This window comes from Sphingomonas silueang, from assembly GCF_040049155.1.
In the GTDB taxonomy this organism is placed as follows: domain Bacteria; phylum Pseudomonadota; class Alphaproteobacteria; order Sphingomonadales; family Sphingomonadaceae; genus Sphingomonas; species Sphingomonas silueang.
This window is the reverse complement of sequence record NZ_JBDZDK010000008.1, coordinates 118,348-144,447: the sequence shown is the minus strand read 5'-3', so window position 1 is coordinate 144,447 and position 26,100 is coordinate 118,348. Positions and strand designations below refer to the sequence as shown.

Below are 26,100 nucleotides of genomic sequence, written 5' to 3'. Positions count from 1 at the left end.
CGCGGTAGGCGCATGGCGGGACTGCGGGGGAACGGCGGGTGACGGGCGGATGGATGATCCTTGCGGCGGCGGTGCTGCCGCCTGCGCCCGCCGATCTGCCCGACGGACAGGAGATCGTGGTCGTCGGGCGCGCCTCGCCCGCGCCGGTCGCCGCCGATGACCGCTACAAGCCGGTGCCCGACGCATCGACGCTGCGCAGCGACGCATCGCCGCTGACCAGCCCGCAGGCGGTGGCGATCGTACCCGCGCAGGTGATCGCCGACCAGCGCCCGCGCTTCCTCGACGATGTGCTCGCCAACGTCAGCGGCATCACCCAGGGCAATACGCTGGCGGCGACGCAGGATACGGTGCTGAAACGCGGCTTCGGGGCCAATCGCGACGGATCGGTCATGCACAACGGCATGCCGGTGGTGCAGGGCCGCGCCTTCACCGCCGCGGCGCAGAGCGTGGAGGTGCTGAAAGGCCCCGCCTCGCTGCTCTACGGCATCATGGACCCCGGCGGGGTCATCAACATCGTGACCGCCAAGCCGCTGCCCGCCGCACAGGGATCGGTGACGCTGGCCGGTTCGAGCTATGCCGCCGGGCGCAGCGGGTTGCAGGCGACCGGCGACCTGACCGGGCGGATCGCGGGCAATCTGGCCGGGCGGCTGGTGGTCGATCATCAGGACGAGGATTACTGGCGCAATTTCGGCGAGCGGCGCGAGACGCTGATCGCACCCTCGCTCGGCTGGTACGGTACCGCGACGCAGGCGGTGCTGTGGGTCGAGTTGCGCAGCTTCGACACGCCGTTCGACCGGGGCACCTCGCTCGACCCGCGCAGCCTCAGGCCGCTGGCGGTGCCGCGACGGCGGCGGCTGGACGAGCCGAACAACCGCATGTTCGGCGACAGCCAGCTGGTGCAGTTGGCGCTCGACCATCGGCTGGGCGGCGGCTGGAGCGCGCATCTCGCCGCCAGCTTCAACCGCGAGGGCTATGACGCGGGACAGTTGCGCGTGACCGGCGTGAACGTCGCGCGCGGCACGCTCAGCCGCAGCAACGACGCGACGATCGGCGCGCTCGCCACCGACGCCTATCTCCAGGCCTATGTCGACGGCGGCTTCACCCTGCTGGGTGCCGAGCACAAGCTGATCGTCGGCGCGGAGGGCGAGATTCGCCGCTATTACCGCCGCGACCTGATCCGGCAGGCGGTGCGGAACGTGTTCAGCTACCTGAACCCGGTCTATGGCCGCGAGCCGTTTCCGACCAGCGTGTCGCCAAGCGACAGCGACCAGACCGACCGGCTGGCCAATTATTCGCTGTTCGCGCAGGATCAGGTGACGATCGGTCGACTCATCGTCAGCGCAGGCGGACGGCTGATCGGCTACGACCAGCGCGCCGGACGCGGGCGGCCGTTCGTCGCCAATACCGACCTGAGCGGCTGGGCGCTGGTGCCGCAGGCGGGGGTGGTGTGGCGGGCGACGCCGATATTCTCGCTCTATGCGGGCTATACCCGCTCGCTGCGCCCGACCTCGACCATCGCCCCGCTGGCCGGGGGTGTGACCATCACCTCGACCTTCGCGCCGGAGAAGGGGCGATCGATCGAGGCGGGAGCGAAGCTCGACCTGCCCGACCGGATCACCGCCACGCTGGCGCTGTACGATATCGACAAGCGCAACGTGCTGGTGTCGCAGCTCGACCCGGCCACCGGGCTGAACATGTTCCGCACCGCGGGCGCGGCGATCTCGCGCGGCGTCGAGCTGGACGTGGCGGGGCAGATCGGCCCGGCGCTGAGCGTCATCGGCAGCTATGCCTATACCCATGCCCGCACCACCCGCGATCCGGTGTTCGCGGGCAATGCGCTGGCCAATGTCGCGCCGCACACCGCATCGCTGTCGGTGGCATGGCATGTCGGCGGCGGGCTGCGGATCGGCGGCGGCGGGCGGCATGTCGGCGCGCGCGCGGGCGATGCCGCCAACAGCTTCACCCTGCCCGCCTATGACGTGGCCGACGCCTTCTTCAGCCATGACCTCCGGCTGGGCGGGCGCGCGGCGACCCTGCAACTCAACGTCCGCAACCTGTTCGACGCGACCACCTATGTCTCGGCGGTCAACCAGTATGGCGTCGCGATCGGCGACCCGCGCCGCGCGATCGGCTCGCTGCGCTTCCGCCTGTAACGCCATGGGAACCCCTGTCCGATGACCCGCCGCATCCTGTTTCAGATCCACTGGTTCCTCGGGATCACCGCCGGGTTCGTGCTGGCGGTGATGGGCGTCACCGGCGCCACGATGGCGTTCGAGGACGAGATCATGGCGGCGCTCAGCCCCGGCGTCGTCACCATCGCCCCCTCGCCCACGCCGCCGCTGTCGCCCGACGCGCTGGCGGCGGCGGCGTCGCGCGCCAACGGCGGGGCCAAGGTCACGCGGATCGTGATCGAGCGCGATCCGGCCCGCGCGGCGCAAGTGACCTTCGCCCCGCCCAAGGGACAGCGGCGCGGCGAGCAGCGCTTCGTCGATCCGGCGAGCGGCGCGCTGCTCGGCAAGCCGACGGGGGCGGGCTTCTTCCGCTTCGTCGAGGATCTGCACCGCTGGCTGGCGCTGCCCGGGGGGCCGAACGGGATCGGGCGGCAGATCACCGGCTTCGCCGCGCTGTCGCTGATCTTCTTCGCGCTGTCCGGCCTCTACCTGCGCTGGCCGCGCAAGCCGCTCGACTGGCGGTCGTGGTTCGTGCTCGACTGGCGGATGACCGGGCGCAACCTGTATCGCGCGCTGCATGCGGTGATCGGCGGGTGGGTGCTGGTCTTTTACCTGCTGAGCGCGCTGACCGGCCTCACCTGGTCGTACGACTGGTACCGGCAGGGCGCGCGCTACGCGCTGACCGGCAAGGCGGGCGGCGAGCGCGAGCGTCCGCGCGGGCCGGAGGGCGATCCACGCCCGGTCGGCGCGGCATGGGCGCGCTTCCTGCAAAGCGACGGTGCACGCTATGAACGGGTGACGATCACCCCGGCGCAGGGCGACGGTCCGGTGACGATGCGGGTGCTGCCGCAGGGGGCTCGGTTCGACCGGATGACCGACGAGCTGAAGTTCGACGCGACCACCGGCGCGCTGACCAAAGCGGATCGCTATGCCGCGCGGGGGCTGGGCGAACGACTCGCGGGCAATTTCTATGCGCTGCACACCGGCGCGTTCTTCGGCCTGCCGGGGCGGATCGTGATGCTGCTGACCAGCCTGACGATGCCGTTGTTCACGGTGACGGGGCTGCTGCTCTATCTCGCGCGGCGGCGGTCGAAGAAGGCGCTGAAGGCGGTGGCGGATGCCGCCCCGCCCGCGACCGGCGGCGACGGCGGCGACCTGCTGGTCGTCCATGCCTCGCAGACCGGCAATGCCGAGCGGATCGCACGGCTGAGCGCCGCCGCCTTTCCGGGTGCGCGGGTAGAGGCGCTGGCGACGCTCGACCTCGACAAGTTGCGGGGCGTGCGCCGCGCGCTGTTCGTCGTCGCGACCTATGGCGAGGGCCATGCCCCCGACCGCGCCCGCCGGTTCGAGGCGCAGGCGATGGCCACGCCGCCCGATCTGGGCGGCCTCGACTATGCGGTGCTGGCGTTGGGCGATCGGCAATATCCGCATTTCTGCGCCTTCGGGCAGCGGGTCGATGCGTGGCTGCACGCGGGCGGCGGGCGGCGGCTGTTCGACCGGGTGGAACTGGACGCGGGCGATATCGATGCCGAACGCCACTGGCAGCAGCAGTTGGCCGCGATCGCGGGCGGCGCGATCCAGCCCGACTGGCAGCGCGCCAGCTATCGGCGGTGGACGCTGACCGGCCGCGAGCATGTCAATCCCGGCAGCCCCGGCGCGCCGGTCTATCGCGTGACGCTGACCCCGCCGGAGGCGGTGACGTGGGAAGCGGGCGCGATCGCGGAGGTGATGCCCGAGCATGATCCGGCACGGATCGCGCGCTGGCTGGCACACCATGGCCGCAGCGACGACACGGCGCTCGCCGCTAAGCTGCGCGACAAGGTGCTGCCGGACGACCCGGCAGCGCCGCTGCGCCCGCTGGCCCACCGCGACTATTCGATCGCGTCGATCGCAGGATCGGGTGCGGTGGAACTGCTGGTGCGGCAATGCGCGGCGGCGGACGGCGGGCTGGGGCTGGGATCGGGCTGGCTGACGCAGGTCGCGCCGGTCGGTGCGGCGGTGCAGATGCGGGTGCGCGACAATCCCGGCTTCGCCCCCGCTCCGCCCGAGGTGCCGATCGTGCTGATCGGCAACGGTACCGGCATCGCCGGGCTGATGGCGCATCTGCGGCATCGGGCGGCGGAAGGCGGTGCCCCGGCATGGCTGCTCTATGGCGAGCGCAGCGGTGCGCACGACCGGCCCTATGCCGCCGAACTGGACGCGCTGGCGCAAGCGGGCGTGCTGGCGCGGATCGACCGCGCCTTTTCGCGCGACGCCGATTGCGGGCGCTATGTCCAGCATCTGGTGGCGGACGCGGCGGATGCGGTGGCGGAATGGGCGGCGCGCGGTGCGGCCTTCTATGTCTGCGGCAGTCTGGCGGGGATGGCGGGCGGCGTCGACGCCGCGCTGCGCACGATCCTCGGCGATGAGGCGGTCGAGACGCTTGCGGCGGAGGGACGCTACCGCCGCGATATCTATTGATCCTCGGGCGTTGCCCCGGCGAGCCTTTCCACTATTGCAGCACGATAGTAGCGGGAGAGGCGGATTGAACCTATCGCATGACGGAGCGGGAGGGATGCTGAGCGCGGACGACTGCATCGCCCTGTCCGACGACCCGGTCGACGGGGCGTTCGACCTCGCCGATCCGGATGCCCCGGCGCAGGGCGCGATCGTGACGGCGGTGCGTCGGGCGGTGCTGCTCGGCTATGCCCCCGCCCGCCCCAATGGCCGCGCGATGCTGGTGCTGGCGGGCGGCGGCTATACCCGGTTGATGATCGGGCGCGAGGGGGTGGCGGTGGCCGAATGGCTGGCGGGCCTCGGCTATCACGCCTTCGTGCTGGTCCACCGCTTTCCCGACGCGACCGGCGGACCGTCCGCCGCGCTCGACGATGCAGCGGAGGCGATGCGGACGATCCGTGGGCTGAGGCTCGCACCGGGCGGGCTCGGCGTCGTCGGCCTCTCGTCGGGCGGGCACCTCGCCGCCTGTCTTGCCGCCGCGCGACCGGATGGCTGGGTCGCGCCGCCGTCGCGCTTTCCCGACGTCCCGATCCGCCCCGACGTGCTGGTGGTCGGCTATGCCCCGATCTCGACCAATGCGAAGGGGCGGACGATCGTTGCCGACAAGCCGCCGCTGCCCCCGGCGGAGAAGCAGGCGATGTACGATGCGCTGCAACCCGATGCGATGCTGCTGGATCCGCCGCCGCCGATGTTCATCGCCTATGCCGCGAACGATGCGGTGGTCCCGGTGGTCAACGCGCAGCGGCTGTACGATGCCGTACGCGCGCTGGGGGGCAGCGCGGAGCTGCATGTATTCGCCGACGCGCCGCACGGCTTCGCGCTCGACACGCCGACCGGGCCGGTGACGCTGTGGCCGCAACTGTGCGCGGCCTGGCTGGCGCAGACGGGGTTCTGACGGCCCCGGACCAAGTGCCATCGCGACCTTGCCCGGCGAGGCGAAGCGGCTAAGATGTTGTTTCGCTTGGCCCGGAGCATATGCCGCACGTGATCGCCCTTTGTGTTCCCGTGCGTGACGAGGAGCGGTTGCTCCCCGGCCTGCTCGCCGCCTGTGCCGCGCTCGATCGGTCGGGGGTGGAGCTGGCGCTCTGCCTCTATCTCGACGGCTGTACCGACGGCAGCGCGGCGATCGCCGAGGCGGCGGCCCTGCCCTTCGCGCGCCACCTGCGCCACGGCCCACGCCATGGCGATGCCAATGCGGGCCGGGCGCGCGCGGCGGCGATGGCGATCGGGCTGGCGCTGCCGGGCTGCGAGGTGCTGCTGTCGACCGACGCCGACAGCCGCCCCGAGCGCGACTGGGTGCAGGCGGCGGTGGCGGCACTGGCGCAGGCGGATGTCGCCGCCGGGCGGGTGCTGCGTTTCGGCGCGGCGGCGGACCTGCACCAGACGCGGGTCGAGCGCTATTATGACCGGCTGCACGCGCACCGCCGCCGGATCGATCCGGTGGCGTGGGAGGCGGGTGGATGCCATTTCGGCGGCGGCGCGAACCTCGGCGTTCGCGCCGAGGTCTATCGCGCGCTCAGCGGGTTCCGGGCGCTGCCCTCCGGCGAGGATGCGACCTTCCTCGACGATGCGGCGCGCGGCGGCTGGCGGGTGCGGCACGATCCGGCGATGCGGGTGCACAGTTCGGCGCGGCGCCACGGGCGCGCACCGGGCGGCCTCGCCGTTGCACTCGATGCGCTCGACCGGCACGGCCTGCCCGAGGTTCCGCATCCGGCGGCGGCGGACTGGCAGTATCGGATGCAGGCGCTGGCGCGCGCGGCCTTCGCCCGCGCCGACGAGGCGGCGCAGCGCACCCGGCTGGGCCGCGCGATCGGGCTGAGCGCCGACCATGTGCTGGGCGTCGCGCGCGACTGCGCCAATGCGGAGGCGTTCGCGATGCGGATCGTGCCCGCCGCCCCCACGGGCATCCACATGGTGCCGCTGGTCGAGGCGGAAGCGGCACTCGACGCGCTGGAACGCACGGGCGAGGAAGTCGCGGCATGAGCATCGCCGCCGCGCTCCGCACCGCCATCGCCGCTGCGGGCTGGGACCGGGCACCGCCCGCCGATCCGGTCGATGCCGCGGGCTGGCTGGCGATCCTCCGCCCGCTTCACAACGCGGGTCGCCGCGACCTGCCGCTCGCCCGGCTGCTGGAGGGGCATGTCGATGCGGTGCAGATCGTGCGGCGCTATGGCAGCGCGGCGCAGGTGACGGCGCTGGCCGACGCGCTGGCGGCGGGGGCGACCCTCGGCGTTTGGAACGCCGGGCTGCCGGGCGAGGGGCTGCGCTGGGACGGGGGGCGCCTGTCGGGCGGCAAGAGCCATGCCTCGGGCGCGGGCGTGCTCTCCCATGCGCTGGTGACGGCGGACGACGATGCTGGCGCGCGGCTGCTGCTGGTCGACCTTGCCGCCGCGCCGCCGGAGATCGATCGCGACTGGTGGCGCGTCACCGGCATGCAGCGCTCGGAAACGCATCTCGTCCGCTGGTCGCAAGCGCCGGTCGGGGCCGAGGCGGCGATCGGCGCGCCGGGCGACTATCCGCGCGAGCCGTGGTTCGGGGGCGGCGCGTTGCGCTTCGTCGCGGTGCATGCCGGGGCGGTGGCCGGGTTGTGCGACGCGGCGCGCGCGCATCTCGTCGCGGCCGGGCGTGCGGACGATCCGTTCCAGGCGGCACGGCTGGCCGAGCTGTTCGTGGCAGCAGACGGCGCGGCAGGGGCGGTCCGCGCGGCGGCGGAGGCGTGGGCGAGCGACGGCGATGCCGCGCGTCTGGCACGGGTCGCCGCCGCGCGCATCGCCGTCACCGCCGCCGCCGAACGCGCGATCGTGGTGGCGCGCGAAGCGGTGGGGCTGGCCGGGCAGTTCGTCGCGCACCCGCTTGCCGCACGGATCGCCGACCTGTCGGTCTATCTGCGCCAGCCCGCCCCGGACGCGCAGCGGCTGCGCGTGGGACGGGCGGTGGCCGACGGCGTGCTGACGCCTGCGCTGTGATCCGCACCCTCCCCCCCGCCACGCATGCGCTGATCGTCGCGCCGCACCCGGATGACGAGGTGATCGGCTGCGCGGCGATCATCGACCGGCTGGTGCGGCGTGGTACGCGGGTGTCGGTGGTGATCGTCAGCGACGGTGCGGCGTCGCATCCCCACAGCCGCGCATGGCCCTGCCAACGGCTGGTCGCGGAGCGGCGGCGCGAGAGCCGGGTGGCGCTCCGGCGGATCGGGATCGCCGCCGGGGGAATCGAGTTTCTGAACCTGCCCGACGGGCGCGTCGCGACGAGCGGCTGCCGCGCGATACTGGCGCGCGCGATCCGGCGGCGGCGGGGGATCGACCTGATCGTCGGTCCGGCGGCGGGCGACGGCCATCCCGATCACCGCGCGGTCGCCGCCGCACTGGCCATGCCGGGACGCCGGATACGCCGCCTGCACTATCAGGTCTGGCCGCCGCGCGCCGGGGGCTGCGGCCCGGTACTGACGCTGCCGTTGCCAGCCGCCGCCAAGCGATCGCTGGTGCGGGTCCATGCCACGCAGCTGGGGCGCATCCGCGACGATCCGGCGGGGTTCGCGATCGCGGTCCATGAACTCGACGCCTTCGTCCGCTCGCCCGAACGCCACGGGCTGCGCGCGTGACGCGGCGGATCGCGCTGGACGGGTTCGCGGCGATGTTCGCCGCCGATGCCGATCCCTGGGCCACCTTCACCAGCCGCGACGAGGGGCGCAAGCGCGCGGCGATCCTGCGCGGGCTGGTGCCGGGGCGCAGCGGGCGGGTGCTCGAACTGGCGGCGGGCAACGGGTCGAACAGCGTGGCGCTCGCCGGTCGCGCGCTACGGCTCGACGCGACCGAGGGGACGGCGGAGGGCACCCGGCTGGTCGCCAAGGCGCTGGCGGGGCAGCGGCGGGCGCGGGCGATCCGCCTCGCCCTGCCCGCCCGCCTGCCGCGCCGCCGCTACGACGCGATCGTGATCGCCGAGGTGCTATATTACCTGACGCCACGTGCGACGGCGGCGGTGGCGCGCAGCGCGGCACGGGCACTGCGACCCGGCGGACGGCTGATCCTCGCGCATCACCGCATCGACTTCCACGACTTCACCCAGCATGCCGCCACGGTGCAGCACCGCTTCCTGCGCGACAGCGGCGCCGGATGGCGGGTGCGGACGGTCGAGCGCAACCGGCGCTGGGTGGTGGTCGTGGCGGTGCGGCGAGCGGGGCTTCACCCCTGCGCGCGTTGCGGCCGGTCGTCGAGCAGCACCGTCGCCTCGGCGGCGAGCGGCACGTCGAACGGCTCGGCGATCTCGACCCAGTGCGCCTCGGCATCCGACGTGCCTGCATAGAGGCGGACGACACCGCCGACCCGTTCGATCCCCGAGGAAAAGACGACATCGACCAGATCGGGGCGCTTCGCCTCGCCCGGCGCGAACTGGCTGCGGCCCGCAAGGATGCGCAGGTCGCGCCACTGGTGGCTGGCCGGATCGAACACGAACGACACGGCGTAATAGTGCCGCGCGCTGTACATCGTGTCGTCCTCGAAATAGGCGGCGTGGGCGATCAGCCCGACCTCGCCATTGGCCAGCAGATGCGCCTCGTTCACCCCGCCCCAGTCGAGCGGATGGAACATGCCCTCCAGCATCGGCGCGGCGTCGATCGCCGCGATGGTCAGCGCATCGAGCGAGGCAACCTCGCAATAGCCGATCGTGCCGCGCCCGCCCTTCACCCCGCGCGGCCGGGTGAACACCGCGACGCGCCCGTCGGCCAGCTCGCACAGGCGGATATCCTTCATCCCCCATGGTCCGGCGAAACAGCGGCGGAGGTCGGACAGGCCGTGGCCGCGATAGAACACCGTGCGCCACGCGATCCCGTCCGGTTCGTGCGCGATCTCGACCCCGCCGAACACCAGTTCGCCTGCGATCCAGGTGACGAACGGGTCCTGCAACGCAAGGCGCGGCGCGCCCTCGATCGGGTGCCACGTCCCGTCGCGTTCCTCGAAGAACACCGCGAACGAATCCTCGCTGTCGCGCCGTTCGACCCGGCCCGCGATCACCGCGCGCCCGTCGATCCGGAACGGCGCGGTGATGTTGTAGACGTCCCGGCCATCCACCCCGGCGAAGCGCAGCTGGCCGGTCCGCGCCGCCGGGATGCTGCCCGCAAAGGCGTTGTAGCGGGTGCGCACGCGCAGGATGCTGTCATGCTCCACGCCGAAACTCTCCAGATCGTCCATCGCTCACACCCCCATCGCCGCCCACAGATCGGCCAGCGCCACGCTGCCGAGCGCCATGACCCGGTCCGCCGCGCCATAATAGACCTTCAACTCGTCCCCATCGATCAGCGCACCGCAGCTGAACACCACCTGATCGAAGAACCCCGTCGTCTCATAGGGTTCGACCGGCTCGGCCAGCGGCTGCACGAGCCGGGCGCGCACGATCGTCGGATCGTCGCGGTCGAGCAGCAGCGCGCCGAGGCTGTAGCGCTGGTCCGCATCGACCCCGTGATAGACCTGCAACCAGCCGCGATCGGTTTCCAGCATCTGCGCGCCGCCGCCGATCTTGTTGCCTTCCCACCCGCCGGGGATGTGCCCCGCCAGATGCCGGTGCTGCCCCCAGTGGAGCAGGTCGGGCGAGCGCGCGATCCAGATTTCGGGGCGGCCCAGATGCAGCGGCGCCGGACGATGCAGGCACCAGTAGCTGCCGTCGATCCGGCGCGGGAACAGGCACACGTCGCGATTGTCGGGGGCGTGGATGATCCCCAGCCGCTCGACGCGCACGAAATCGTCCGTCACCGCCAGCGCGGTCGCGATGCCGAGGTCGGACACGGCGGTGTAGTTGATATAGTAGCGCCCCTCGATCGGGGTGATCCGCGCGTCCTCGCATCCGAAGCGCTCGCTGCGGTTCGCGGGGAACAGGAAGGGCGCGTCGTCGACCACGAACGTCTCCCCGTCGCGGCTGCGGGCGAGGCGCAGGTGCGACAGCGAGGTCAGATACACGTCGCGCGGATCGGCGACCGATCGGACCATACGCGGGTCGGAAAAGTCCCAGGTGGGATCGTCGGTGCGAAAGCCGCGCGTGGTGCAGGTCCATGCCCCCTGCCCTTCCGCCAGCACCGGCACGTGCAGTTCGCCGGGGCCGGTCGCCACGATGCTCTCGGCGACGCGGACGAGCAGGATCGTCTCCTCGCCGAAGCGGACGACGCCCGCGTTGAACGTGCCGTCGACCTGCCAGCCGGGGCGGCTGGGCCGGACCTGTTCGGGCGTGACGATCGGGTTGCGCGGGCTGCGCTTCAGCATCTTGGAAATCCTCATGGGTCGTAGCGGGGCGTCACTTGAGCGACAGCGACATGCCCTGCAGGAAATGGCGGCGGAACAGGATGAACAGCAGCACCAGGGGCAGCGTCTGGAGCACCGCGCCCGCCATCACCGGCCCGGCATAGCCGCCGTACTGCTTGCTGAACGTCGCCAGCAGCACCGACAGCGGCATCCGGTCGGTGTCGGAAATGGCGATCAGCGGCCACAGGAAATTGTCCCACGTGCCGGTGAAGGTGAACAGCGCGACGATCGCGATGATCGACTTGTTGAGCGGCACGACGATCCGCATCACCGTCTGCCACAGGCCGGCGCGGTCGAGCCGGGCGGCGTCGAAATATTCCTCGGGCATCGCCTTGAACGACTGCGCCATCATGTAGATGCCCCACCCCGACATCATCGACGGCAGGATCAGCGCGCCGAGCGAGTTGAGCAGGCCCAGCTGTTTCACCAGCACGAACAGCGGCAGGATGAACATGCCGGTCGGAATGACCATCTGGAGCAGCAGGAAGTCGCCGAACAGCTTGTTTCCCGGAAAGCGCAGCCTTGCCAGTGCGAAGGCGATGAACGCCGAGGTGACGAGCACCGATGCGGTGACGGTCAGCGTCACGACCGCCGACACCCCCAGTGCGCCGAGGAACGGCCGGTCGAGCTTGTCGGCGGTGGCGAACAGGAAACGGAAATTGTCGAGCGAGAAGTCCCCCTCGAACAGCGACGTTCCATAGATTTGCGCGGCGGGCTTCAGCGACGCGGCGACCATCCACACGAACGGATAGAGCCATGTCAGCGCCAGCGCGTAGATGGCGATCGTCGCCGCCCAGCCGCCGGGGCTGCGTTTGCCGAGGATGGCACGGAGGCGGTTCATGCAAGCACGACCTTTCGCTCGAACAGCCGCCGGGCGAGCCGCACCAGCGCATAGGTGACGAGCGCCACGAGGATGCTCATCATCGCGGCATGGCTGGGTTGCAGGCGGCGGAACGCGGTTTCGTAGATCATCATCTGCGGCGTGGCGGTGCTGTCGGCGGGGCCGCCGCCGGTGATGATGAACGGTTCGGTGAACAGCCCGAACGATACGAGGATCGCGAAGGTCAGCACCATCATCAGCTGCGGGTTCATCATCGGCAGGGTGATGCGCACCAGCCGCGTCACCGGCCCGGCATGGTCCAGCCGCGCGGCGTCGTAAATCTCCTTCGGGATGGCGAGCAGCCCCGAATAGAGGATCAGCCCGTAATAGCCGACGAACTTCCACGCCACGACCAGTGCGATCGCCAGCATCGCCAGCGTCGGATCGTTGGTCCACGGGATGCGCACGCCGACCGCGTCGAACAGCGCGGTGTTGAGCGGCCCGGTCGAGGAGAATATCTTGGCGAACACCAGCGACAGCGCGACGCCCGACGACACGTTGGACAGCAGGAAGCACAGCGCGAGGAACGCCTTGCCCCGCCCGACATGGCGCAGTCCGAACGCGACCACCAGCGCGCCGCCGAACGCGATCGGCAGGTACATCGCAAGGAAACGCACCACATTCCACAGCGCGCCCAGGAACTGCGGGTCCTGCACCGTCAGCAGCAGGTTGCGCGCGCCCGTGAACACCGGCTCGTCGAAGAAACGCCATTGCGTGACCGACAGCCGCGCCAGCCAGAAGAAGGGATAGGCCCAGAACACCGCGGTAAAGACGAGATAGGTGCCGACCAGCGCCAGCCCGATCACCGCTTCGCGCGACAGGTGGAAGCGCCGCATCAGCCCTGTACCTCCAGCATCCGGTTCGTCCGCGCGACCGCATCGGCCAGCGCCTCGGCGGGCCGCGCGCTGCCGAGCATCAGCGGTTCGACCAGCCGGGCGGACATGATCTTCTGGATATCGATGGTATGTTCCGACAGCGCGGGGGGCCGCGCCGCCGCGACATGATCGGCATAGGCACGCGCCAGCGGGTTGCCGCGATAATAGGGCGCGAACGCGGGGTTCGTCAGCAGGTCGTCGCGCGCGGGCGACTGGCCGGTGTGCCGCAACCACAACAGGTTCAGTTCCTCCTCGCCCAGCACCCATGCCAGAAAGTCGAACGCCTGCCGCTGTACCCGGCTGGTGCGGAAGATCACCGCGCCCTTGCTGTCGGAAAAGGTCGATCCGGCGCCCGGCCCCGGCGCCGCCGCGATCATCGGCCCGATCGCGATGCGGGCAAGCGTATCGGGATAGAGGTTGGCGAAGCGCTCGACGTCCCACGGCCCGCGCACCGCGCCCGCCGCAAGCCCGGAGACGAGCGGTTCCTCCGCATCGAAATCGAGCGCGGTCCACCCCGACCGGAACATGCGGTCGACGAACCCCGCCGCCTGCGCTCCCGGCGCATTGTCGTAGAGCGCACGACCACCCGCCATATACGGCTGCCCGCGCGATGCGGCATAGTAATAGGAGATGTAATCGAACCAGCGGTCCTGCCATGCCCGGCCCGCGACCACCTGCATCGCGTAGCGCCTGCCCGCGATGCCATAGCGTTCGGCGAAGCGATAGACATCGGCATAGGTCGCGGGCGGGGCCGACAGGCCGTGCCGCTCCAGCAGGTCGGCGCGCCACCAGATCAGCGTCGGGCTGGAATAGATCGGCAGCGCCGCGACCCGTCCGTCCTGCGTCCAGCCGGGCATGATTGACGCCATCCGCCGCCGTTCGACCAGCGCGGCATAGCCCGGCATCGTCGCCAGATCGACCACCTGCCCCAGCGCCGCCAGTTGCACCGCGAAGCCGGAGAAGATGTTGGTGCACAGGTCCGGCCCGGTGCCCGCGACCAGTGCGGACAACACGGTATCCTCCGAATTGCCCGCCGTCGGGATGGTGGTGAACTGCACCGGCAGGCCCAGCTTCGCGCGGTTCCACTTGGCCACCGCGACCTTCCAGAAGCCCTCCTCGGCGGCATTGGGCGCGACCCAGAGCTGGATGCGGTCGGTGCGCCGCGCCGCCTCGCGAGCGCCGCAGCCCGCGAGTAGCGCCACGCCGCCGCCGACGCCGTAGCGCAACAGGGTGCGCCTGCCGATCACGGCAGCGGCGTGCCGTTGAGCGCGGTCAGCGCGAACAGCCCCTCGATCGTCGATTCCGCGCCCGCATTGGGATTGACCGATCGCGGCGCGTTGATCCCGTCGAGCACCCGTCCGCTGGCCGCATCGTAGATCGGTCGCCCGGCATCGTTCGCGCGCGTGAACCAGCGGCCCAGCGCCTGCGCGGTGGCGGCGTAGCGTGCCTCGCCGGTCTGGCGATGCGCCTCGGTCGCCGCGAGGATCATCGGGCTGAGGCCATAGGCGATCTGCGGGAAGCGCTTCGCGTCGTATGTTTCGATCCGGCCCCCGCTCCGGCGCAGCGCGAACGACGATCGCATGCCCGACCGCAGCAGCCAGGGGTAGAAATGCTCCACCTCGCGCAGCCCGCTCTCGGTGAAGTCGGCGCGGCCCAGCAGCCTGCCCGCGCGCAGCAGCGCGTACGCCTGCGCATTGCCCCAGGCATGCCACTGGTTGCGCCAGCTCAGATGCGCGCCGTAGGGGAAGGTCTTCGCGTCGCCCGCCTGCATCGCGGTCATCCCCTCGCCGATCCGCTCGATCAGCGCACGGGTGCCCGCATCGCGGGTCCGCTGATAGTGCGGCAGCAGGCCGAGCAGCGCGGTCGATCCGGCATCGGCGCCCGATTCGAGCGGGAGCCACGCGGGCACGACGAACCCCTCGACCGCGATCGTTCCGTTGGCCGCCACCGGCAGGTCGCGCTGCAACGTCGCGACCAGCCGGTCGCTCGCGGCGCGGGCGCGGACCGCCGTCGCATCGTCCGGCGGCAGGCGCAGCAGCGCCGCCTCCAGCCCCCATAGCGCGCGCAGCGACCACCAGTTCAGCTCGGCCAGCGAGGTGCGGTATTCGCGGTTGATCCGCCCGTCCGCCCACAGGAAATTGTGGAAATAGCCGTTGTCGGCCTGCATCGCGAGGACGAACCGCGCCATCCGCTCGATCTGGCGCAGGCGCACCGGATCGGGCGCGGGATCGGCGGCGAGCAGCACGATCGCGCGGGCCACGTCGTCGACGCAGGTATAGCCCTCGCGCGGCTCGATCGCGAAGCGGAAGTCGGGGGCCTCGCTGTAGATATGGACGAAGCCGACCCGTTCGCCGTTCAGGTCGCGCTCCGCATAGAGATGGTCGAAGTGGGCGAAGTTGACGCGCAACGCCGTCGCATCGCGGCTGGCCGCGGCGGGGGCCTGGGCCGGGGCGGCAGCGGGTACCAGGGCCAGCAGCAGCGCCCCCGCGAGCGCGGACCGCAGGCGCGGGCGTATCGTCTGGCCGATCATCGTGGCACCCGCTCCTCATCCCCGCCCCCGGTTGCGGGGTGCATGTTTATCGTTAAACATTGGCGGTTGCGGCTGTCAACCCGCCGGGCTAGGCATGGGGACAAGACGGTGGCCGACCACCCGGAGAGGATGCCATGACCCGCGCGAAACGCGCCACGCTGAAATCGATCGCGTCCGATCTGGGCGTCACCCACACATCGGTGTCGAATGCGTACAACAACCCGTCGAAGGTGTCGCAGGCACTGCGCGACCGCATCTTCGCCCATGCGAGGGCGGTGCAGTACGAGGGGCCGAACCCCGCGGCGCGATCGCTGCGCACCGGGCGGTGCGGCGCGATCGGCATCCTGTTCAACGACCAGCTGAGCTATGCCTTCACCGACGCGCACGACATCGCGTTCCTGCGCGGGGTATCGTCGGTGTGCGAGGAGGAAGGCGCGAACATCGTGCTGATCCCGCTGAAGGACAAGCATCCCGAACGGCTCGACACGCTGACCGCGATCGTCGACGGCTATATCCTGAACGCGCCGTACAAGAGCAATCCGACGATCCGCAAGACGCTGGCGCGCGGGCTGCCGACCGTCGTGGTCGATTTCGACGCCCCCGACCTGCCGAGCGTGCTGACCGACGACCGCACGATGATGCGCACGATCGTCACGCACCTGCTGGACCTCGGCCATCGCCACATCGCGATCGTCACCTTTCCCTGGGCGGAGGGGCATGGCGAGATCTTCGCCCTCGACCGCGATTTTCCCGACGAGAATTATGTCGTGCACCAGCGCATCCTCGGCTGCCGCGACGCCTTTGCCGCCGCGGGCGTGCCGCTGGACACCGTGCTGGTGTGCGAGACGCCCAACGGCGAGGACGGCGGGCAGCGCGCGGTCGACCGGCTGCTGCGCCGCCAGCACGATCTGACCGCGCTGGTGTGCTTCTCCGACCGGCTGGCGCATGGCGCGGTGGCGCGGTGCGAGGCGCTGGGACTGTCGGTGCCGCGCCGCATGTCGGTGACGGGGTTCGACGGGATCGACCCGCCGGGGCGGCCGCCGCAGGGGCTGCGGCTGACCACCATTCGCCAGAACGCCTTTGAAAAGGGGCGCAAGGCCGCCGAAACCCTGCTGTCCGCGCCGCGCAAGGCCGGATCGCCGATCCATATCGCTGCCGAATTCGTCCCCGGCGACAGCAGCGCCAAGCCGTGGGAGCTGGAACGGGAATGAGCGCACTGGTGCTGAGCGACCTCCGCAAATCCTATGCGGGGGTCGAGACGATCAAGGGAATCGACCTGGACGTGCGCTCCGGCGAGTTCGTCGTGCTGGTCGGATCGTCGGGCTGCGGCAAGTCGACGGTGCTGCGCATGATCGCGGGGCTGGAGGACGCGACCGGCGGCTCGATCCGCATCGGCGAGCGCGACGTGACGCGCGTGCCCGCGTCCGATCGCGGCGTGGCGATGGTGTTCCAGTCCTACGCGCTCTACCCGCACATGACGGTGCGCGAGAACCTCGGCTTCGGCCTGCGCAACCTGAAGGTGCCCAGGGCGCGGATCGCCGAACAGATCGCGCACGCCGCGCAGGTGCTGGAACTGGACGCGCTGCTCGACCGGTTGCCGCACCAGTTGTCCGGCGGGCAGCGGCAGCGGGTGGCGATCGGCCGCGCGATCGTGCGCGATCCGGCGATCTTCCTGTTCGACGAGCCGCTGTCGAACCTCGACGCCGACCTGCGGGTGCGGATGCGCCACGAACTGGCCGCACTGCACCGGCGGCTGGGGGCGACGATGGTCTACGTCACGCACGATCAGGTGGAGGCGATGACGCTGGCCGACCGGCTGGTGATCCTCGACCAGGGCCGGATCGCGCAGGTCGGCACCCCGCTGGAGGTGTACGACCGGCCCGCCAATGTCTTTACCGCCGGGTTCATCGGCAGCCCGCGCATCAACCTGTTCGACGCGACGGTCATCGGGCGCGACGGCGGCGGTACGTGGTTCGAGATGGCGGGCGGACTGCGCGTCGCATCGCCTAGGGGAGCCGCGCTCGCGCCCGGCGATCGCGCGACGCTGGGGCTGCGGCCCGAACATGTCCGGTTGCGCGGCGGCGACGATGCCGTCGCGCTGCCGATGGCGATCGACGCGGTCGAGGCGCTGGGCCATTCGACCTATCTCTACGGCAGGCTGCCGTCGGGCGATGCGTTCCGCGCCAAGCTGGACGGGCACCACGGCCTTGGCGACGCGATCACGCTCCATGCCGATCCGGCGCGACTGCTGGTGTTCGATCAGGGCGGGCACGCGGTGGATTGAACCGCCCGATCCGAACTATCCCCCAACGCAACCCGACGAAACGCCTCAACCGGACGATCGGTTCCGCCGCAACCGATTGCCAGTCGTCGCAAGCTGTGTTTTAGCCGGATGGGCGAGATGCCGGGGGGGCACCGCACACACTGGCAAGGGAAATGGCGGACGATGGTCGAGACGGCGGTGTTCACCTGTGGGTTGCTGGCCAGCTTCGTGCTGTCGGCGGCGTCGCGCAACCAGCGCGCCCAGCGACCGAACCCGCCGATCGTGAACCACATCGGCTATATCCTGTTCGGCATGCTGGCGGCGGCGGCGGTGCTGCTGGCGGGCTATGCGGTGTCGGAACTGATCTGACGCGGATCGAGGTTCGCGTCGCTACCATGGATGTTCGTCATTCCCGCGCAGGCGGGAATCCATAACCGCGGCGGTTCGCGGCGGATCCGGTACGTCAGCGCATATGGACTCCCGCCTGCGCGGGAGTGACGGGCATGGGATCAACGGGCAGCTTCGCGTCCAACCCACCGAACATCGATCGGCCGTAGGCCCAAGGCGCGGCGACCCCCGCAGCATACTGAGCTGTCGCGATATTTTCGCCGGCCCGCCCGGTTTAACCGCTTGCCGCCCGAAAGGTTGATCGTTAAACCTGCCGCTCCTTCCGGGCCAGTCGCCGCTTGAACGGCGATGGTCGGCGGAAGCGACAGGGAGAGGATTCGGTATGAAATCCGACACGCGGTTCCGCCTGCTTGGGCTGGCCGGAATGGCCACGACACTCGTCGCAGCGACCCAGGCCACGGCGCAGACCCAGCCCGCCGACAATCCCGCGCCACCGGCGGCCCCGGTGCAGGATGCGGCAACCAGCGCGGAGGACGGCGAGATCGTCGTCACCGGCCTGCGCGAGAGCCTTCGCCGCGCGACCGACATCAAGCGCAACGCCGACAACATCGTCGATTCGATCGTGGCCGACGACATCGGCAAGCTGCCCGACCAGAATATCGCCGAGGCGATCCAGCGCATCCCCGGCGTCACCATCTCGCGCGACAACGGCGAGGGGCAGTTCATCACCGTGCGCGGGCTCGGCCCGGCGTTCAGCACCGCGCTGTACAACGGGCGCATCCTCGCGACCGAGAATCAGGGGCGCGAGTTCAGCTTCGACATCCTGCCCGCCGAGCTCATCAACCGGGTGGACGTGTCCAAGACGCCGACCGCCGCGCAGATCGAGGGCGGCATCGCCGCGACGGTCGACATGTACACCGCGCGGCCGTTCGACTTCACCGGCAGCAAGGTCGCGTTGTCGGGACAGGCGAACTACGACAAGCTGCGCGGGCGCTTCTCGCCACAGGCGTCGGGGCTGTTCAGCACGACCTTCGGCGGTGGCGACTTCGGCATTCTCGGCGCCTTCTCCTACATCGACCGCAAGATCGAGGGGCAGCGCATCTTCACCGACGGGTGGGAAGCGAACCAGAGCCTCGACCTGAACAAGGACGGGCGCGCCGAATTCACCGGTGTGTCGATCCCGACCTATGTCGAATGGGGCGTGAACCAGACGAGCCGCAAGCGCCTCTCGGGCCTGCTGACCGCGCAGTGGCGCGCGAGCGACACACTGCTGCTGACGCTGGACGGGCTGTATTCCAAGCTGGACGTGAACGACGACAACAAGGTGTTCTTCGTCTACGGCGGTCCGGGCGACGTGACCGCCGCGACGGTGGACGGCAACAACACCGTCACCAGCTATACCGGCATCGCGTCGGGGCCGATGTTCACCAACCAGATCCGCCCGCGCCTCGCCACCACCTATCAGGCGGGTGCCAATCTCGCGTGGAACCCGTCGAGCCGGTTGAGCGGCACGCTCGACTTCTCATGGTCGAAGGCGAAGGACGACACCGGCGGCAATCAGGCGTGGTTCGAATCGAACCTCGCGACGCCGACCTATTCGCCTGCGGGCGTGCGCTTCGCGATCGGGCCGACCGGGCTGCCGGTCTATACCGGGTTCGGCAACATCCTCGATACGTCGAACGCGCGCGCCGGGTTCCTGACCTATGAGGGGGTCAGCGTCGCGGACGAGATCTATCAGGTCAACTCGAACCTCAAATGGGATGCCGACATGGGTATCCTGAAACGCATCTCGGGCGGCGTGAACTATTCGGACCGCACCAAGTCGCGATTCTCGTTCAAGACGCCCGACGCGCTGCAGTGCCTGTATTGCGGCACCAACACCCGCATCCCGCAGAGCCTGTTCACCCGCACGGTCGGGGGCGCCAACTTCCTCGGCACGGGCATGTTCGACAGCGCCTTCCCCGCCTATTCGGCCAGCGACCTCGCCGCCTATCTGCTGACCGACGCGGCGATCAACCAGCTCGCCGATCCGGCGGCGGCGCGCGCGGCGCTGGCGGCGAACGGCAACAGCTTCGCGGTGATCCCGGTGCCGGGCAACAGCGGGTCGGCGCAGGAACGCACCATCGGCGGCTATCTCCAGGCGTCGTTCGGCGGCGACTTCGGCACGCGGCGCTGGTCGGGCAATGTCGGCGTGCGCTATACCCGCACCGACGTGACCTCGCGCGGCGTGGGGCAGGAAATCCTGAGCATCACCCAGCCTGCGGGCGGCGGCGATCCGGTGGTCAACCTGTCGGCGCCGCAGCCGATCACCGAGCGCGGATCGTACGGCCAGTGGCTGCCCAGCGCCAACTTCAAGCTCGACGTGTTCGAGGATGTCGTGTTCCAGGCGGCGGTGGCCAAGACGGTGACGCGCGCGACGCTGAGCGACCTGCTGCTCATCCGCAACATCAACCCGCGCCCGCGCGAACGCGCGATCACCGACGGCAACCCCGGCCTCGAACCGATGATCGGGTGGAACTACGACGCGGCGCTGACCTGGTATCTCGACCGGTCGAGCTTCCTCAGCGTCGCGCTGTTCGCCAAGGATCTCCAGAACCTGTCGGAGAGCACGACGACGACGGTGCAGATCCTCGGCCTCGACTTCCGCCGGACGCGGCCGGAGAATATCGGCAGCCGCAACTATCGCGGCATCGAATTTTCGGGCCAGTATACCTTCAGCGGGCTGCCCGAACCGCTCGACGGGCTGGGGGTGCAGGCGAATCTGAGCTTCGTCGATCCCGATGCGACGACCTACAACGCCGTCGCCTTCTATGAGAAGGGGCCGCTCCAGGCGCGTATCGCCTATAATTATCGCAATGCCTATGAACAGACGCAGCAGGGCAATCGCGGCCAGCCGGTCAACGTCGATGCCTATGGCATCTGGGACGCCAGCATCAACTATGCGCTGAACGATCAGGTGACGCTGTTCGCGCAGGGGCTGAACCTGTTCAACGAAAAGACCTTTCTCTATTCGGTCTACAAGGAGCGGGTCATCGCCTACGAGACCTATGGCCCGCGCTATGCGCTGGGTGTGCGGCTGAACTTCTGAATGTCGCGGCGGGCGTGCTAGGGGGTCGGGCATGACCACCCTACCGCCCGTCGACTTCGTGGTGATCGATGTCGAAACCGCCTGTTCGCGCGTCAGCAGCATCTGCCAGATCGGCATCGTCGGCTTCGCAAGCGGCGTCGAGGCGTTCGCGTGGGAGACGATGGTCGATCCGCTCGACGAATTCTCGGCATTCAACACCCGCATCCACGGCATCACCGAGGATCATGTGCGCGGCAAGCCGAGCTTTGCCGACGTGCATGCGACGGTGCGGGACTATCTGACCGGCAAGGTGACGGTCGCCCATTCGCTGTTCGACAAGGGGGCGCTGGCCGCCGCGTGCCATGTCCATGCGCTGCCGCCGATCGAGACGCGCTGGCTCGACAGCGTGGGCGTGGCCAAGCGGACATGGCCCGAACTGCCGAGCCACCGGCTGAACGTGCTCGCCAAACATCTGAAGCTGCGCCACCGCCACCACGACGCGCTGAGCGACGCGCGCGCGGCGGGGATGGTGGTGGTGCGGGCGATGGCGCATGCGGGCACCGATCTCGCCGCGCTGATGAATCCGGTGACGCCGCGTCGTCGTGCCGTGCCCAGGGCCGCCGCGACCGGCGCGTTGCAGGGTGAGCGGATCGCACTTCTGGGGGAGCGCCGCGACGGGCCGCTGGCGCACCGGCTGGCGGCGCAGGGCGCGCGGGTCATGGCATCGGTGGGATCGACCGCGACGATGCTGGTCGTCGCGAACGCCCAGCCGTTCGGGCGCTTCGTCCATGCGCAGGCCGAGTATCGCCGCGCGGTCGACCTCGGCCTCGCCATCGTGACCGAGGACGAGTTGCTCGCCCGGTTGCCGGGATAAGGGGCAGGCCGGAACGTCCGGCCCGCCCCCTGCCCCCTGCCCCCTGGCCTCAGCTCGACGCGCTGGCGCGGATCGTGCCGTTGACGCCGTTGGGGAAGAACCCGCCCGCCGTCTGCGCCGTCCGGTTCAGATAGACGATGTTGAGCACCTGCCCCGGCGTCCGGCTGTAGGCGATGCCGTTCGCGTCGGCGGGCACGAGGTTCGACACCGCCGCATTGCCGCTGCCCGTCGCGCGGATGCCCTGGTCGAGGTCGCTGCTGCCGTCGAGGCTGTCGCGCGCGTTCGACACCGCCTCCACCTGATCGATGATCGCCGGGGTCGCGATCCCCTTGCGATACAGCACGGTGCGCACCAGCCCGGCATGATACGCCTCCGCCGCGTGGATGCCCGCCGCCGCTTCGAGGAAGGTCTTGTTCGAGATGAACCCGACCGCGCCCTTGTACGCCGTGACGCCGACGTCCTCGAAGATGAACGCGCCGAGCAGGAAGGATTCGTCGGTCGCATACACGTCGAACGCGGTGCTGGCGTTGACCAGTCCGGCGGCCCGTGCGGCGTTGGAGAAGGCGCTGTTGACGCCCACGCCGATGTCGATCGCGGGCTGCGCCACCGCCGCCGAGCCGAGGGCCGAGCGCAGGAAGTTGACGTGCGCGATCTCGTCCGCCGCGATTTCGCGCGCATAGCGGGCGACCAGCGGATCGGTGAAGTTGACCTGCCGCCCGCCGCTGACGGCTCCTTGCGTGCCAGTGCCGGTCAGGCTGCTGTTGGGCAGCCCCGCCCCGGTCGCGGCGAAGCTGTAGAACTGCGCTTCGAGATATTCGAGGTTGAGCGCGAAGTTCAGCACGTCGGCGTCGCTGATCGCGCTGGTCGGTGACGGGGTGGGGGTCGGCGTCGGGGTCGGCGTGCCGATGGTGCCGCCGCCGCTGTCGCTGCACGCCGCCAGCAGCGAGGCTCCCGCCGCCGCGACGGTCGCGCCGCTGGCGAAGCGGATGAACTGCCGCCGGGCCGCGCGCCGTTCGTCGCACGCTTCCAGAACCTGGAGGATCGGATCGTTGATGCTCATCATGTGTCTCCCGGGTTCGCGCTCAGTTGGCGCCGCTGCTGCGGAAAAGGCCGTTGACGCCGTTCGGGAAGAACCCGCCGCCGTTCACCTGCGCCCGGTTGAGATAGGCGATGTTGAGCACCTGCGCGGTCGTGCGGCTGTAGGCGATGCCGTTCGCGTCCAGCGGCACGATGTTGCTGGCGTTCGGGTTGCTCGACAGCGGGCTCAGCCCCTGGTCGATGTCGCTGGTGCCGTCGAGGCTGTCGCGCGCGTTCGAAATCTGGTCGGTCGCGGCGATGAGATTGGCCGAGGGCGTGGCGATGCCCTTGGCATAGAGCGTCGTGCGCACGATCGCGGCATGATAGGCCTCGACCGCGAGGATGCCCGCCGCCGCTTCGAGGAAGGTCTTGTTGGTCAGCAGCGGCGCGGCGCCCTTGTAGGCGGTGACGCCGACATCCTCGAAGATGAACGCGCCGAGCAGGAACGCCTCGTCGCTGGCATAGGGATCGAACGCGGTGCTGGCGTTGACCAGCCCCGCCGCGCGGGCGGCGTTGGAGAAGGCGCTGTTGACGCCGACGCCGATGTCGATCGCGGGCTGCGCCACCGCCGCCGATCCGAGCGCGGTGCGCAGGAATTCGACATGCGCGCGTTCGTCCTGTGCGATCTCGCGGGCATATTGCCCGACCAGCGGATCGGAGAAGGCGACCTGCCGCCCGCCGGTCACGGCACCCTGGGTGCCGGTGCCGGTCAGGATCGAGTTCGGCAGGCCGGTGCCGAACGCCGCATAATAATAGAATTGCGCCTCGAGATATTCGAGGTTCAGCGCAAAGTTCAGCACGTCGGAATCGGCGAACGCGCTCTGCGCCGCGGCCGGGCCGGACTGGCCCGCCAGCATCGCCGCCCCGCCGATCGCGGCGGCGCCGCCCATCATCCGGAAGAAATCGCGGCGATCCTCGCGCCGTTTCGCGCGGGCGTCGAACGCCTCTGCGACAAGTGCCCCTTCGGTCATGCTCATCTCCCTGCATGGCTTATCCGCCTGCAACGATCAGCTACGCGCGGGGGATCGGATAATATTTTTGGGGTACGGATGCGTACGGGCCGCATCCGGCAGGCGGATCCCGACGAAGCTAGAGTGCGAAAGTTTTGCGTAAGGAAGATTTTGGTGAGGATAGACAGTTCGGGCAACGCCGTGTCCTATCTGCCGACGACGGAAAACCGGCTTATCGGCGGTCTCGACGCCGACTCCCGGCGCCGCCTGGCCATGGCGGCGACGCGGATCGCGCTGGAGCCGGGGCAGGTGCTGATGCGGATGGGCGAGCCGATCGACCGGCTGATCTTTCCCGAAGGCGCGCCGGTGATGCTGTCGGTGTCGACCGGCGGCATGTCGCAGGATGTCGGGCTGGTCGGACGCGACGGGGTGATCGGCTGGTCGCGGCTGCTGGGCGATCAGCCCGCGCCCTTCACCCCCTCCGTCCGCATCCAGTCGGGCCATGCGGTGGCCGTGCCTGCCGAAGCGATCGTCGATGCCGCCACCGACGACAGCATGGTGCTGCGCGCAGTGCTGGCCTTCGCCCAGCGTTTTTCGATGCAGGTGGCGCGCACCCTCGCCTCCGCGCTGCGCGACGCGCCCGAGCGACGGATCGCTCGGCTGCTGCTGATGATCGACGACCGGATCGACAGCGATACGATGGCCGTCACCCATGCCGCGATCGCCGCGACGCTGAACCTGCGCCGCGCGACCGTGACCGATTGCCTGCACGTGCTGGAGGGCGAGCATCTGGTGCGCTGTTCGCGCGGCCGGATCGTGATGCGCGACCGCGCCGCGCTGGAGGCACGCGCGGGCCTCGCCTATGTCGGGAGCGACGGGGTGGCCTGACCAGCCCGGCGCTACATCGTCACCAGCGGGCCGCTCGCGACCACCGGACCGGCGGGGGCGGCATGGGGAATCCCGGCGGCTTCCTCCATGCTGACCGCCAGCGTCGCGTCCAGCGTGCTGCCGCGGCGCATGTCCGGCGGGATGCGGGTGTCGAGCCGACCGTCCGCGCCGATCCTGCCCAGCGATTGCGGCGCGCCGCCCGCCGGGATCAGCCACAGCTCCGGCACGCGCGCCTGTTTGGGCATGTCCTGCAACCGCACGCTGACCAGCCCGCTGCGCCGTTCGATCCCGACCGCGAGCATCGGCGTGCCGCGATCGTCGGACAGTTGCGCGACCGCGAGCATCGGCGCGGGTTGCGCGGGCGGCGGCACCGGCACCGGCCGCACCGGCAGCGCGAGCATCAGCGCGAGCGCGGCGGCCAGCGCCCCGGCGACGCCGGTCGCGACCTGCCAGCGGCGCACCCGCCGCCGCAGCACCGCCACGGCGGGATCGGCGATCCTCCGCGCGACCGCATCCCACACGCCCGGCGGGGCGGGTACCGGCGCGATCTCGGCATAGAGCGGGGCGAGGCGTTCGTCCCATTCGCCGACCTGCGCGGCGAACGCGGGATCGCCGGCGATGCGCGCGCGTCCGGCGACGCACTCCGCCCCGTCGACCAGCCGCAGCGCCAGTTCGGCGGCGGTCAGTTCGTCTTCCTGTTCGGGCGTGACGTCAGGCATCGTCGAGACATTCCCGAAGGCGGAGCAGGCTGCGGCGAATCCAGCTCTTCATCGTCCCGATCGGCACCGCGTGCCGGTCGGCGAGCTGTACATAGCTGTGTCCGTCGAAAAATGCAGCACGTATGCACCGGGCATGATTGCCGTCGAGCAGGCTGATGCACGCCAGCATCCGGTCCTGCTCCTCGCGGCTGGCCAGCAGTTGCTCGGCGCTCGGCGAATCGTCGGGCAGCGTGTCGGGCACCTCGCCGTCGCCGCCGGGGGTCCGTGCCGCCGCGCGCAGCCGGTCGATCGCGGTGTTGCGCGCGATGCTGCACAGCCAGGTGATCGGGCTGGCCCGCATGGGATCGAAGCGCGCGGCATGGTGCCACACCTTCACATACACGTCCTGCAGCACCTCTTCGGCCGCCGCCGCGTCCTTCAGCACGCGCAGGCACACCGCATAGAGCTTGGCCGAGGTGAGGTCGTAGACGACGCGCATCGCGTCGGTATCCCCGCCGCCCAGTTGCAGCAGCGCGCCGGACAGCCGCTGCCGGTCCATCGCGACGCCGCTCAAGCGATACCGTCCGTCATCGTCTGCCCCTTCGATGCCACATGCTCGCCCGGCCGTGTTTCGGATTGCATTCAAACCGGGGTGGACGACCGATCGCAAGCACGTACCGCACGACCCTTCGGTCC

At 70.2% G+C, this 26,100-nt stretch carries 22 protein-coding genes and 1 pseudogene; 13 read left to right on the top strand and 10 right to left on the bottom strand.

What is annotated here, in order from left to right; translation table 11 throughout:
- Positions 1 to 38 precede the first annotated feature (38 nt).
- The 7 genes and pseudogenes from ABLE43_RS10250 to ABLE43_RS10220 form a co-directional block, all read left to right on the top strand.
- The gene (locus tag ABLE43_RS10250; RefSeq protein WP_348978400.1) at positions 39 to 2,153 is read left to right on the top strand and encodes a TonB-dependent siderophore receptor; all 2,115 of its coding nucleotides are present in this window, start codon (positions 39 to 41) and stop codon (positions 2,151 to 2,153) included.
- Between the two features lie 21 nt (positions 2,154 to 2,174).
- A complete protein-coding gene (locus tag ABLE43_RS10245) occupies positions 2,175 to 4,631 on the top strand; it encodes a PepSY domain-containing protein (RefSeq protein ID WP_348978399.1) in 2,457 nt (818 codons plus the stop codon).
- Positions 4,632 to 4,725: 94 nt separating this feature from the next.
- Entirely contained in the window at positions 4,726 to 5,562 is an 837-nt protein-coding gene (locus ABLE43_RS10240; protein ID WP_348978398.1) for an alpha/beta hydrolase, read from the top strand.
- A gap of 89 nt (positions 5,563 to 5,651) precedes the next feature.
- Positions 5,652 to 6,650 carry a glycosyltransferase family 2 protein gene (locus ABLE43_RS10235; protein WP_348978397.1) on the top strand — a complete coding sequence of 333 codons (999 nt, stop codon included), beginning with the start codon at positions 5,652 to 5,654 and terminating at the stop codon, positions 6,648 to 6,650.
- Complete coding sequence (locus ABLE43_RS10230) at positions 6,647 to 7,633, top strand: acyl-CoA dehydrogenase (protein ID WP_348978396.1); 987 nt, start codon at positions 6,647 to 6,649, stop codon at positions 7,631 to 7,633. Before ABLE43_RS10235 ends, ABLE43_RS10230 begins: the two co-directional genes overlap by 4 nt.
- Positions 7,630 to 8,268 carry a PIG-L deacetylase family protein gene (locus tag ABLE43_RS10225; RefSeq protein WP_348978395.1) on the top strand — a complete coding sequence of 213 codons (639 nt, stop codon included), beginning with the start codon at positions 7,630 to 7,632 and terminating at the stop codon, positions 8,266 to 8,268. The genes ABLE43_RS10230 and ABLE43_RS10225 overlap by 4 nt, the downstream gene beginning before the upstream one ends.
- A 32-nt stretch (positions 8,269 to 8,300) precedes the next feature.
- A pseudogene (locus ABLE43_RS10220) lies at positions 8,301 to 8,684 on the top strand (methyltransferase domain-containing protein); the annotation flags it as partial.
- 164 nt (positions 8,685 to 8,848) lie between these two features.
- Here ABLE43_RS10220 and ABLE43_RS10215 read toward each other — a convergent pair.
- The 6 genes from ABLE43_RS10215 to ABLE43_RS10190 are packed head-to-tail and all read right to left on the bottom strand — an operon-like array spanning position 8,849 to position 15,239.
- Entirely contained in the window at positions 8,849 to 9,853 is a 1,005-nt protein-coding gene (locus ABLE43_RS10215) for a DUF1861 family protein (RefSeq protein WP_348978394.1), read from the bottom strand.
- A gap of 3 nt (positions 9,854 to 9,856) precedes the next feature.
- Positions 9,857 to 10,915: a glycoside hydrolase family 130 protein gene (locus ABLE43_RS10210; RefSeq protein WP_348978393.1), complete on the bottom strand. Its 1,059-nt coding sequence runs from the start codon at positions 10,913 to 10,915 to the stop codon at positions 9,857 to 9,859.
- A 31-nt stretch (positions 10,916 to 10,946) separates the two neighbouring features.
- Entirely contained in the window at positions 10,947 to 11,795 is an 849-nt protein-coding gene (locus tag ABLE43_RS10205) for a carbohydrate ABC transporter permease (protein ID WP_348978392.1), read from the bottom strand.
- On the bottom strand, positions 11,792 to 12,670 hold the full coding sequence (locus ABLE43_RS10200; protein ID WP_348978391.1) for a carbohydrate ABC transporter permease: 879 nt from the start codon (positions 12,668 to 12,670) through the stop codon (positions 11,792 to 11,794). Before ABLE43_RS10200 ends, ABLE43_RS10205 begins: the two co-directional genes overlap by 4 nt.
- Complete coding sequence (locus tag ABLE43_RS10195; protein WP_348978390.1) at positions 12,670 to 13,956, bottom strand: ABC transporter substrate-binding protein; 1,287 nt, start codon at positions 13,954 to 13,956, stop codon at positions 12,670 to 12,672. The genes ABLE43_RS10200 and ABLE43_RS10195 overlap by 1 nt, the downstream gene beginning before the upstream one ends.
- Positions 13,953 to 15,239, bottom strand: coding sequence for a hypothetical protein (locus tag ABLE43_RS10190; RefSeq protein ID WP_348978389.1), 1,287 nt, complete (start codon positions 15,237 to 15,239; stop codon positions 13,953 to 13,955). Before ABLE43_RS10190 ends, ABLE43_RS10195 begins: the two co-directional genes overlap by 4 nt.
- 134 nt (positions 15,240 to 15,373) lie before the next feature.
- On the opposite strand from ABLE43_RS10190, the gene ABLE43_RS10185 reads away from it, so the two are divergent.
- From ABLE43_RS10185 to ABLE43_RS10165, 5 genes are all read left to right on the top strand, one after another.
- The gene (locus ABLE43_RS10185) at positions 15,374 to 16,450 is read left to right on the top strand and encodes a LacI family DNA-binding transcriptional regulator (RefSeq protein ID WP_348978388.1); all 1,077 of its coding nucleotides are present in this window, start codon (positions 15,374 to 15,376) and stop codon (positions 16,448 to 16,450) included.
- The gene (locus tag ABLE43_RS10180; protein WP_348978387.1) at positions 16,447 to 17,523 is read left to right on the top strand and encodes an ABC transporter ATP-binding protein; all 1,077 of its coding nucleotides are present in this window, start codon (positions 16,447 to 16,449) and stop codon (positions 17,521 to 17,523) included. The genes ABLE43_RS10185 and ABLE43_RS10180 overlap by 4 nt, the downstream gene beginning before the upstream one ends.
- A gap of 162 nt (positions 17,524 to 17,685) precedes the next feature.
- Positions 17,686 to 17,871 (top strand): hypothetical protein, encoded by a 186-nt coding sequence (locus ABLE43_RS10175; RefSeq protein ID WP_348978386.1) that lies wholly within the window; start codon positions 17,686 to 17,688, stop codon positions 17,869 to 17,871.
- A gap of 361 nt (positions 17,872 to 18,232) precedes the next feature.
- Positions 18,233 to 20,938, top strand: coding sequence for a TonB-dependent receptor (locus ABLE43_RS10170; RefSeq protein WP_348978385.1), 2,706 nt, complete (start codon positions 18,233 to 18,235; stop codon positions 20,936 to 20,938).
- Between the two features lie 31 nt (positions 20,939 to 20,969).
- Positions 20,970 to 21,791 carry an exonuclease domain-containing protein gene (locus ABLE43_RS10165; RefSeq protein WP_348978384.1) on the top strand — a complete coding sequence of 274 codons (822 nt, stop codon included), beginning with the start codon at positions 20,970 to 20,972 and terminating at the stop codon, positions 21,789 to 21,791.
- 49 nt (positions 21,792 to 21,840) lie between these two features.
- On the opposite strand, the gene ABLE43_RS10160 is transcribed toward ABLE43_RS10165, so the two are convergent.
- Both ABLE43_RS10160 and ABLE43_RS10155 read right to left on the bottom strand, forming a co-directional pair.
- Positions 21,841 to 22,851 carry a ferritin-like domain-containing protein gene (locus ABLE43_RS10160; protein ID WP_348978383.1) on the bottom strand — a complete coding sequence of 337 codons (1,011 nt, stop codon included), beginning with the start codon at positions 22,849 to 22,851 and terminating at the stop codon, positions 21,841 to 21,843.
- A 22-nt stretch (positions 22,852 to 22,873) separates the two neighbouring features.
- A complete protein-coding gene (locus ABLE43_RS10155; RefSeq protein ID WP_348978382.1) occupies positions 22,874 to 23,839 on the bottom strand; it encodes a ferritin-like domain-containing protein in 966 nt (321 codons plus the stop codon).
- Positions 23,840 to 23,992: 153 nt separating this feature from the next.
- On the opposite strand from ABLE43_RS10155, the gene ABLE43_RS10150 reads away from it, so the two are divergent.
- Positions 23,993 to 24,706, top strand: a complete 714-nt coding sequence (locus tag ABLE43_RS10150) for a Crp/Fnr family transcriptional regulator (RefSeq protein WP_348978381.1) — start codon at positions 23,993 to 23,995, stop codon at positions 24,704 to 24,706.
- Positions 24,707 to 24,717: 11 nt separating this feature from the next.
- Here the strand turns inward: ABLE43_RS10150 and ABLE43_RS10145 are convergent, their stop codons facing one another.
- Complete coding sequence (locus tag ABLE43_RS10145; RefSeq protein WP_348978380.1) at positions 24,718 to 25,425, bottom strand: anti-sigma factor; 708 nt, start codon at positions 25,423 to 25,425, stop codon at positions 24,718 to 24,720.
- Positions 25,418 to 25,978, bottom strand: coding sequence for a sigma-70 family RNA polymerase sigma factor (locus ABLE43_RS10140; RefSeq protein ID WP_348978379.1), 561 nt, complete (start codon positions 25,976 to 25,978; stop codon positions 25,418 to 25,420). The genes ABLE43_RS10145 and ABLE43_RS10140 overlap by 8 nt, the downstream gene beginning before the upstream one ends.
- Positions 25,979 to 26,100: the final 122 nt, after the last annotated feature.